9 protein-coding genes are annotated in these 9,222 nt (G+C 52.3%); 1 reads left to right on the top strand and 8 read right to left on the bottom strand.

Translation table 11 applies throughout. The features are described 5' to 3' along the window. Positions 1–96: 96 nt before the first annotated feature. From M975_RS08090 to M975_RS08060, 7 genes are all read right to left on the bottom strand, one after another. Positions 97–1,161 (bottom strand): alpha/beta hydrolase, encoded by a 1,065-nt coding sequence (locus M975_RS08090; protein WP_064558676.1) that lies wholly within the window; start codon positions 1,159–1,161, stop codon positions 97–99. Positions 1,162–1,268: 107 nt separating this feature from the next. Beyond that, on the bottom strand, positions 1,269–1,853 hold the full coding sequence (locus tag M975_RS08085) for a flavodoxin (protein WP_064519188.1): 585 nt from the start codon (positions 1,851–1,853) through the stop codon (positions 1,269–1,271). Positions 1,854–1,865: 12 nt separating this feature from the next. Further along, positions 1,866–2,624 (bottom strand): carboxymuconolactone decarboxylase family protein, encoded by a 759-nt coding sequence (locus M975_RS08080; RefSeq protein WP_064558673.1) that lies wholly within the window; start codon positions 2,622–2,624, stop codon positions 1,866–1,868. Continuing rightward, the gene (locus tag M975_RS08075) at positions 2,602–3,081 is read right to left on the bottom strand and encodes a (R)-mandelonitrile lyase (RefSeq protein WP_064558672.1); all 480 of its coding nucleotides are present in this window, start codon (positions 3,079–3,081) and stop codon (positions 2,602–2,604) included. Before M975_RS08075 ends, M975_RS08080 begins: the two co-directional genes overlap by 23 nt. Positions 3,082–3,145: 64 nt before the next feature. Next, the gene (locus M975_RS08070) at positions 3,146–4,603 is read right to left on the bottom strand and encodes a heavy metal sensor histidine kinase (RefSeq protein ID WP_064558670.1); all 1,458 of its coding nucleotides are present in this window, start codon (positions 4,601–4,603) and stop codon (positions 3,146–3,148) included. Positions 4,604–4,618: 15 nt separating this feature from the next. Beyond that, entirely contained in the window at positions 4,619–5,299 is a 681-nt protein-coding gene (locus M975_RS08065; protein WP_012606387.1) for a heavy metal response regulator transcription factor, read from the bottom strand. Positions 5,300–5,313: 14 nt separating this feature from the next. Then, positions 5,314–6,480, bottom strand: a complete 1,167-nt coding sequence (locus M975_RS08060) for an aldo/keto reductase (protein WP_209438126.1) — start codon at positions 6,478–6,480, stop codon at positions 5,314–5,316. A gap of 249 nt (positions 6,481–6,729) precedes the next feature. On the opposite strand from M975_RS08060, the gene M975_RS08055 reads away from it, so the two are divergent. Next, positions 6,730–7,779, top strand: a complete 1,050-nt coding sequence (locus M975_RS08055; protein ID WP_064558667.1) for an alpha/beta hydrolase — start codon at positions 6,730–6,732, stop codon at positions 7,777–7,779. Positions 7,780–7,901: 122 nt separating this feature from the next. Here the strand turns inward: M975_RS08055 and M975_RS08050 are convergent, their stop codons facing one another. Continuing rightward, complete coding sequence (locus M975_RS08050) at positions 7,902–9,128, bottom strand: multidrug effflux MFS transporter (RefSeq protein ID WP_064558665.1); 1,227 nt, start codon at positions 9,126–9,128, stop codon at positions 7,902–7,904. Positions 9,129–9,222 lie beyond the last annotated feature (94 nt).

Genomic DNA, 9,222 nt, shown 5'->3' with positions numbered 1-9,222 from the left:
CCTCGCTCAAAGCAGACCGTCACGTTCCCATTTTTTTTGAAAAAAATTGATGTTTGTATTGAGCCCTCAATAATGAAAGCTCAATACTATTTCGTCCTACTGCAGATTTTTCTCTTTCAAAAACTGACCTACTAAATCAGCAATCTGCACATTATTTAAATCAGAGAACGGGAAGTGAGTATTCCCTTTGATTCCCACTTCTGGCAGATGCGTTACCGTCACATCCCCGCCATGCTTGTTCACCACGTCGCGCCACTCACGAGCCATCGCCAGACGTACCCGCCAGCTGTCCTGCGCGGGCATGGCGACAGGTTTATCCGGTATGTTATCACCGTAAATAATCAGAATCGGGATTTTGGTCAGTGCCATAAATTGCGCCATTGGCACAGGCTCACCCTTCAGCGTGTCGAACGCGCTTGGCATAGGGGCAGGGAGTTCTTTTTCGGGGAAGACAAAGCTGCTGCCAGGCTCGAAGGCGACAATGGCTTTAACCTTGTCGTTTTTCATCGCCGTGTACCAGCCTGGTCCGCCACCCTGAGAGTGGGTGAAGAGGATAGCCGGGCCGGATTTATCCACGACGGCGGACATCGCATCAGAGATGACATTGATATCAAACGGCCCGGTATTCGGGGTCATCTGACGGAAATACTGATTCAGCGCTTCTTTGTCGTGAGAGAACTGAACGCCTTTAAAATACTCTGGCCATACGCCAACGCGGAACTGATTAAACCACATCTGCTCATCGGGTTTTGGCGAAACAGTACCTTCTACAGTCGTGCGCCCGGCGCTTCCTCGACGTGGCTGATCGACAAGATAGGTTGAGAAACCGCGACGCAGGAATATGTTCTGGAAACCTTCGCGACCATCCGGGGTGCTTTCCCAGGTACGGGAGAACTGACCTGCGCCGTGCAGCATGACGATAGGGTATTTATGCGGATTCTCAGGAATTTGGTAGAACACAGATGCATGATCGCCATGGTAGGTTTGGCCAGCTGAGTCCAGCGGCTTTTTCGCGTCAAATGTTCCTGGTGCGGTGATGATAGTGCCACCAGCAGAAAAGCTTCCCTGTTCCTGAATGACCAGCGGCTCGGCATATACCGACTGAGCCACCAGACTACCCGCCATCATGCAAATGGCCAGCGTTTTTAAGATCGTCTTCAAGATTACATCCTCTGTTATGTTTGCTGTTCAATCATATCTGAGTTGTCAGCGTTAATTATTTAGCACCCCTGATTGCCCTTATTTGGCAGACTCATGAATGCGGACGATTAACTGCGTATTGTTTCTAACCAACTGGTGACCGTTTCAGTTGTTCTTCGCTCCTGGTCGCATTCAAGTACCAGCGGTTTTTCCCGGTGCGCAGTTGGCGCGAGACTGGCAAGGATGTCGTCGCTGTCTCCTTTACCGTAGCCACCGTGAGTAATAAAGGGGATGAGTAATTTGCCCGCAAGGTTGTGGCTGCTGAGAAACGTTTGCACTACGGGCGGCACGCTGGTTCCCCAGATGGGAAAGCCTAAATACACGGTCTCATAATGTGAGATATCTGCGACGCTATTTTTTAATACTGGTTTTACTTCTTGCTCACACTCATTTTTCGCCTGTTCAACGGTCTGGAAATAGTCTTCCGGATAAGGCGTTGCCGGTTCGATTTCAAACAGATCGGTGTTCAGGCTACGGTGAATGACACCCGCAATCACCCGTGTATTTCCGCTGCGAGAAAAGTACGCTACCAGAATTCGACTTTTACCCTGCACGTTTGCATTTCCGGTGGCTGCTGAAGCCAGGGAGACGTTCGCCAGCGTGAGCCCGGCAAGCGCGGTTATCAACATTCTGCGGTTGGGATCATGCTCCATAACCAGCTCCTGTTAGTTTGCGAGGGCTTGTTGCAGCGCTTTTTCAGCCCGCGTTGCTGCATCATTTTCGCCATGTTCACGCAGAACCAGTACCAGCTGGCGCAGCTGTGCTGCCGTCAGGCCGACCCGCATGCTTGCTCGTGTATGCGATAACAGCTGGGCTTCAACGCCTGGAGTGGCCGCCAATGCGCCAACCGTTGCCAGCTCGCGGCTTTGCCAGTCAAGGTTATCGCGGGCGAAAATGTCGCCAAACAGATGCGTTTGCAGGAATCGGTTAATGACCGGGGCAAAATCAAATAGCGGTCCCTGTACGGGAGCGCCTGAGATTTTCGTCTGGTTTGCGGTACCGACACGGCGAAGCTCATCTCCGACAGGGATTGGGGCAACCGGTTCTTTACCCTCAACGTCTTTGATACCACGTTGTTTACGTGCTTCGACGACCTTCATCAGTTCGCTAAGCGCATTCAGGCTACGGGGAAAGCCTGTGTAGGCATAAAGCTGGACGAGAATCTCTTTGGTTTCGTTTATCGTGAGTCCTGCGTCAAGTCCCTGATTCAGGACGGCATTCAGCTTGTCCATCTGACTGCTGGCCATTGATGCCGCAATCAACGGGATGGCCTGTTGGCTGGCTGACAGGGTATCTGAAACCTTTTTTTCGTGGTTCATTTCTGAGGCTCCTTTATTGACGGGCGCAGCATGTGCCGCGAGACCAAAACCAAAGGTCAGCAGTACCGCTGCCGCTAATGCTTTAATGGGCGTGGTATTGTTCATCTGTCACTTTCTCCATCCAGTTAACGCTTTTGCCATCCACAATCCCGGTTATCGCCAGATGCGTCATTGCGCTGCCGGGTGCCGCTCCGTGCCAGTGTTTGACGCCCGCCGGGCAAGAGACAACGTCACCGGCGCGGATAACCTGCACCGGCTGGCCTTCTTGTTGGGTGAGCCCCACACCCGAGGTCACAATCAGCCGCTGACCTGCCGGATGCGTATGCCAGGCGGAATGAGCACCAGGCTCAAAAGTGACATAAGCCCCGGAAACACTGATGTCGTTATCCGGTTTGAAGAGAGGATCAACCCGGACGCGACCGGTAAAGTTCTCGGCTGGCCCGTACACCGCATTCTGGCTTCCGGCGGGGGCGATATGGACAGCGGGATTTTGCTCCGCTGCCCAGGATGAAAATGTGAAGAGGGGCAGTAACAGCCCGAGGTAACGAAAATTTCCGATCATGCAAAGCGTCCTTATCAATGAAGAGGGGATTGCCTGCGATAATTTTATCGAGGGGGTGATGACGTCAGGCTGACGCCCCCCTGACAATTCTGTCAGTTAACCCTGGTCCCGGCTCAGTGTCGGAGTGAGCATTGCCCTCAGCTTTATCCGCTTGCATCGCAAAGGTGAGACCAAATGTATTGATGCCACCTTCACTTCGCGCAAAGACATCTCCCCGGTGCATAATGGCGACGGCACGCACGATAGACAGGCCCAGCCCATGATGGGTATCACTCCTGGCCCGGGAGGTGTCAACGCGATAGAACCGCTCGAAAAGCCGGTGTAAGTGCTCTGGTGCTATCGGATCGCCCGGGTTTGAAACTTCAACACAGGCTTGATTGTTTCTTTCGCTTAAGCGCACCGTAACCGTGCTGTTGGAGGGTGAGTGTCTTGCGCTATTTTCCAGTAAATTGGCCAGTGAGCGGTGGAAGAGTCGTCGGTCGATGTGCGCGGTAACGTCGCCCTGAACATCCAGAGAGAGCTGTTTTTCAGCAAAAGAGGGTTCCACATACTCCGCTGTTTTCAGGGTTTCTTCCCGCAGGGACACCTGGGTAAGCTGGGACGCATGTTCACCCGCATGGGCATGGGACAGGAACAGCATGTCGTTAACTATCGAGGTCATGCGTTCAAGTTCTTCCAGGTTAGAACCCAGTAACTCTTCCAGTTCATCTTGAGAACGTCGGCGCGAGAGCCCCAGCTGAGTCTGGCCGATCAGATTAGTCAGCGGAGTCCGGAGTTCATGCGCAACATCGGCATTAAAGCTTTCGAGCTGCCTCCAGGCGATTTCCTGACGCTCTAACACGCCGTTAAAGGATGACGCCAGTTGCTGCAACTCTTCGGGCAAATCGCGGATATTCAGGCGCTGACCATGGTCCCCGGGAGCGAGTTGCCGGGCCTGTTTACTGAGCGCCCTAACCGGACGAAGACCGATCCTTGATACGATGTATCCCAGTAAGGCGACAATCACGACGCCCAGTGCGGTAATGATCAGCAATGTACGCGTGAACGCATCAAGTGTTCCCATGTACGGTGTGGAGTCGATAGCAACCACATAGCGCAGCTCAGGCCTTTCACCGTTGGCGGGGATGGTTTTCACTAACAGAAACAGTGAGCATGCACCTTCTGATGCACCGGGCACTTTATTAAAGCCTTCCTGTAAAGAAGACCACTGAACTCCCACTGGTGGTGTTCCCCCGATGCTAAAGCGTGGGTTATCGCTCACTATCCAGTAGCGAACGCGTTCACCTTCAGAATTGGTTAACACAGTAAATTTATTGGCCAGCGTAGACCAGCCGTCAGCCGAGGTTCGGGCGGTGATCCACGGACTCATTAATGATTCCCGGAACAGCAGTTCGTTATGCATCTGCTTTTGCAAAGAATCATGCAAGGAGCTTCTGAGCAGGATGCCGATAACGGAGACAATCAGCAGCGCGGATAAGGCAAACATCAGCGCCAGATGAACGGAGATGGAACGCTTAGGCATGCTTATCCTCTTCATTTATTCGGACCGGACTTCGAGGACATAACCCATGCCACGAACGGTATGCAGCAGTTTGATATCGAACGGGGCATCCACTTTGGCGCGAAGTCGTTTAATGGCGACTTCAACCACATTGGCATCGCTGTCAAAATTCATGTCCCATATCTGCTCCGCAATCATCATCTTTGACAGAATCTCCCCCTGATGCCGGGCCAGAAGGCTTAACAGGGAAAACTCTTTTGCGGTCAGTTCCAGTCTCGTTCCGGCGCGAAATACGCGGCGAGCCAGTAAGTCGAGATGCAGATCGTGAATTTGCAACTGGGTGATATCTGCGCCATCCGTAGCGCGGCGGCGCACCAGTGCCTGAATACGCGCCACCAACTCAATAAGCGAAAAGGGCTTAGGGAGATAATCATCTGCGCCAAGACGAAGCCCTTTAACGCGCTCGTCGACCGAACCCCGTGCCGAGAGCATCAGCACCGGCGTCTGTTTTGCTGCTCGCACCCCCTCGAGTACCCGGTAGCCGTCCATCCCCGGCAGCATCACATCCAGTATTATCGCGTCGTAGTCGAACTCCAGCGCGTAATGAAGACCTTCAGCGCCATCTGCAGAGACATCTACCGTAAATCCGGACTCACTCAACGCACGGTTGAGATAAGTTGACGTTTTTTCTTCATCTTCGACTAACAACAGGCGCATAACGGGACTTCCTCTTAACTTTTCATCGGTGCTTCAACATCGGAATAAACCTGCACGGCATCCGGCAGACGTTGACCCTGGATAGTGATGGCATCCAGTGAGCGGGTAAGCTCGGTCATTTCTGCCGCAGTCAGCGACACGCCGGTAGCCGCTGTGTTTTGCAGCATATGGTCTTTATTGGTGGTGCCAGGGATGGGAACAATCCAGGGTTTACGGGCCAGGAGCCATGCCAGCGCAATCTGCCCCGGCGTGGCATTTTTTCTTATCGCCCAGGTTTTTAGCAACTCAACGAGTTGTAAGTTGAGCGGGAGATTGTCGGGTGAAAATCGCGTTTCTATAGCACGTATATCACCGGCAGCGAACCGGGTATTCTCATCAATCCAGCCCGTTAAAAACTGCACACCGAGTGGACTCCATGGCACAAAGCCAATGCCCAGCTCTTCACACACCGGAAGGACCTGCTTTTCAGGGCCGCGCCAGAGCGTGGAATATTCACTTTGTACGGCGGTAACGGGTAATGCCGCATGGGCGCGTCTCAACGTGTTGATGCCCATTTCAGACAGGCCCCAGTGCAGGACTTTCCCTTGATCCATTAAATCTTTCACCACACCGGCGACATCTTCGATCGGGATCTGCGGATCAACCCGGTGCTGATACAGTAAATCGATGCGATCGGTACGCAGGCGTTTGAGCATGTTTTCGACGACCTGCCTGATATGCTCCGGTCTGCTGTTGAGACCCGGCAGTCGCTTACCCGTCTGCTGGTCAATGTTCCAGCCAAACTTAGTGGCGATAACGATTTTGTCCCTGAACGGGGCGACGCCTTCCCCGAGAATTTTTTCGACTTCAAACGGGCCGTAGGCTTCAGCAGCGTCGAAGAACGTTACCCCTTCATCAAAGGCCCGGTGGATAACATTGACCATCTCGGGACGCCAGGGAACAGACGTGTCGTATTTACGACTCATGTTCTGCACGCCCAGACCGATAGCTGAGACTTCCAGCTTCCCGAGTTTACGCTTGCCCGGAGCAGCAGGGCGCTGGCTGGTTTGTCTGGATGAATCGACCTGAGAGGATGGGCTCGCCGCCGAGACGTGGGGGATCAGCGAGGCGGCGGCAATACCCGCCCCGGCGACTAATAGCTTGCGTCGCGCTGGCATTGTTGGGTCATTCTGGCTTTTCATTGATCGCTCCTTTTCTCAGAAAATTGAACATGAATCACATTAAACGAGACCATTCTGCCTCCTGATTGCCAACATAAAGCTGACAGTTACCTGACAGCGTTGTCAGAAACACTTACCCATCGCAGTCCCTTTCCTGACGAAAATGTTATTTCCCCGTCACGATGCTGACAGCCCTCTCTGCCTACTCTGAGCCTGCAAATTTGATTCCGCGAGCCTGCATAACCAGGCCAACACTCATCGGGAGAGACCATGAAATTTACGCTTATCAGTGCAATGCTAATCACGGCAATGGCCGGAGCCACCTCAGTCAATGCGGCTGATTACAAAAAAAATCCATTCACACTGGCCTATGGCGGTGCCATCACCGAGAACGTCAAAGGCAAGGTCAACATTCATCCGGTGAAATACGATCTGCATGGCATCCAGATTGCGGCGAATGTCTATACCCCTGCTGACTACGATCCCGCCAAAACATACCCTGCGGTGGTGGTCGCGCATCCTAATGGCGGCGTAAAAGAACAGGTCGCCGGTTTGTATGCCCAGCGTCTCGCAGAGCAGGGTTACATCACGATTACCGCCGATGCAGCTTATCAAGGCGCTAGCGGTGGTATGCCTCGCAGCGTGGATAAACCCGCTAACCGTATTGAGGATGTTCACGGCATGGCTGACTACATCAGCCAGTATCCTGGTGTCGATACCGCCCGCCTCGGTCTGCTTGGCATTTGCGGTGGTGGTGGTTATTCACTGGTTGCTGCCGAGACTGACAAGCGGTTCAAATCGATAGCAACCATCAGCATGTTTAATTCAGGCCTTGTGCGCCGCAATGGTATGCAGGATTCACAGCTGGATACTATCCAGCAGCGTCTTCAGCAGGCTTCTGACGCACGTGCTCAGGAAGCCACCGGAGGAGAAGTGCTTTACTCCGGCGATGCCAACCTGACTGATGAACAGATTGCTAAATTACCTTTTGCCTTGTATCGACAGGGCTACGAGTACTACTGGAAAACCCACACGCACCTGAACTCCACGTTCAAATACACCACCAGCAGTCTGCTGGATTTGATGAGCTTTGACGTAACGGACCATATCAATCTCATCAATAAACCGCTGCTGATGATTGCCGGTACAAAAGCGGATACGCTCTATATGACTGAAGATGCGTTCGCGAAAGCCACCGGTACGAAGGACAAAGAACTGTTTCTGATCGAGGGCGCTACCCATATCGAGACGTATTGGGTACCTAAATACGTAGACCAGGCAATGCAAAAGCTGGATGTCTTCTTCGATAAGAATATTTAATCCGCATCTGTCGATACCCCGGTGGGTATCGACTTATCCAGAATTTATCGTTCAGATTAACGGAGTCGGGATGAAAGATAATTACGCCTGGTTAATAGCCACTATGAATGAAATTCATAAAATCATTCGGGCAGGGGATAGTTGTTTGTTACCTGAGCAGTCAATGCCATCAAGGCGCTGGCTGCCGTAAACACCGCAATTATCCAGCCCATCGTCCATGGTGTGCCATCACTGAATAGGGCGAGAAGCAGTGAAGAGATGATGCCACTACCGTATTGTAACGCGCCCATTAGCGCCGACGCCGAGCCTGCAACATTAGGAACGGCGTCAAGTGCGCAAGCCGTGGATGTCGCAGCGATGATGCCATTCATAGAGAAGAACACGAACACAGCGCCGACAATCACGGTAATTCCACCGACACCCAGGCCGGTCGTGACCGCCAGCACTATTGCCGCAATAGTGGCGATGAATACAGCATTCCTGAGTAACGCTTCCAGTGGATAGCGGTGAACTAGGCGTCTGTTGACCATGCTCACTGCCATTAATCCCACAATGTTTACTGCAAACAGCCAACCGTAGTGCTGCGGATTTACGCCGAAGTACGTGATGTACACAAACGGAGAGCCCGTGATAAAGGCATAGGCTGCAACGTAATAGAACGTCAGGCATAGCGTAAAACGCATGTATTTGGCATTGGTTAGCAAAGCATAGTAGTTGTGAAAGGCTCTGGTCACGGAGGCTTGCGAGCGTTTTTCAAGAGGTAATGTCTCCGCTAACCAGAATAAAGACATCAGCATTAATGTTCCGATAATCGCCAGCAGCCAGAAAATGGCGTGCCACGAGGTGACTTTAATCATCTGCCCGCCGATCAGGGGCCCGGCAATCGGCGCGATGGCCATGATTATCATCAGTGTCGAAAGCATTTGTGCTGCACGAGTGCGGCTAAACAGGTCACGGATCATTGCTCGAGCCAACATCGGCCCGGTACAGGCACCTAACGCCTGAAAAACACGCCAGAAGATAATTTGCACGATATCTGTTGATAATGCGCAGCCCACCGAGCCGATGATGAACAGGCCTAAACCGATGAATAATGGAAGTCGACGCCCATAACGATCGCTAATCGGTCCCCAAATCAGTTGTGCAATGCAAAAGCCGATAAGGAATCCTGTGATTGTCAGCTCTGCATCACCCTTTAAATCTTTCGCCATGACCGGCATAGCAGGAAGATAGATGTCGGTTGATAAAGAGGTAACAGCCATCAGGGCGCTGAGAATGAGTAGAAACGAGAGACCCGTTTTGTTAGCTGTAGCCGACTGTGTACGTGCCTGTTGTGATCCGTTGGACATGACGAGATAAAGGCATGTTAACGGGTTTGTGCTCGCTGATAATCATAGGAGGGAGGATAGGGACTATGAATGGTATTCATTAATTTCTGGAATT

Origin of the sequence: Buttiauxella brennerae ATCC 51605, assembly GCF_001654925.1 — a bacterium.
GTDB lineage: Bacteria > Pseudomonadota > Gammaproteobacteria > Enterobacterales > Enterobacteriaceae > Buttiauxella > Buttiauxella brennerae.
Note: the sequence above shows the minus strand (reverse complement) of the source record. Positions and strands in the feature narration are given on the sequence as shown.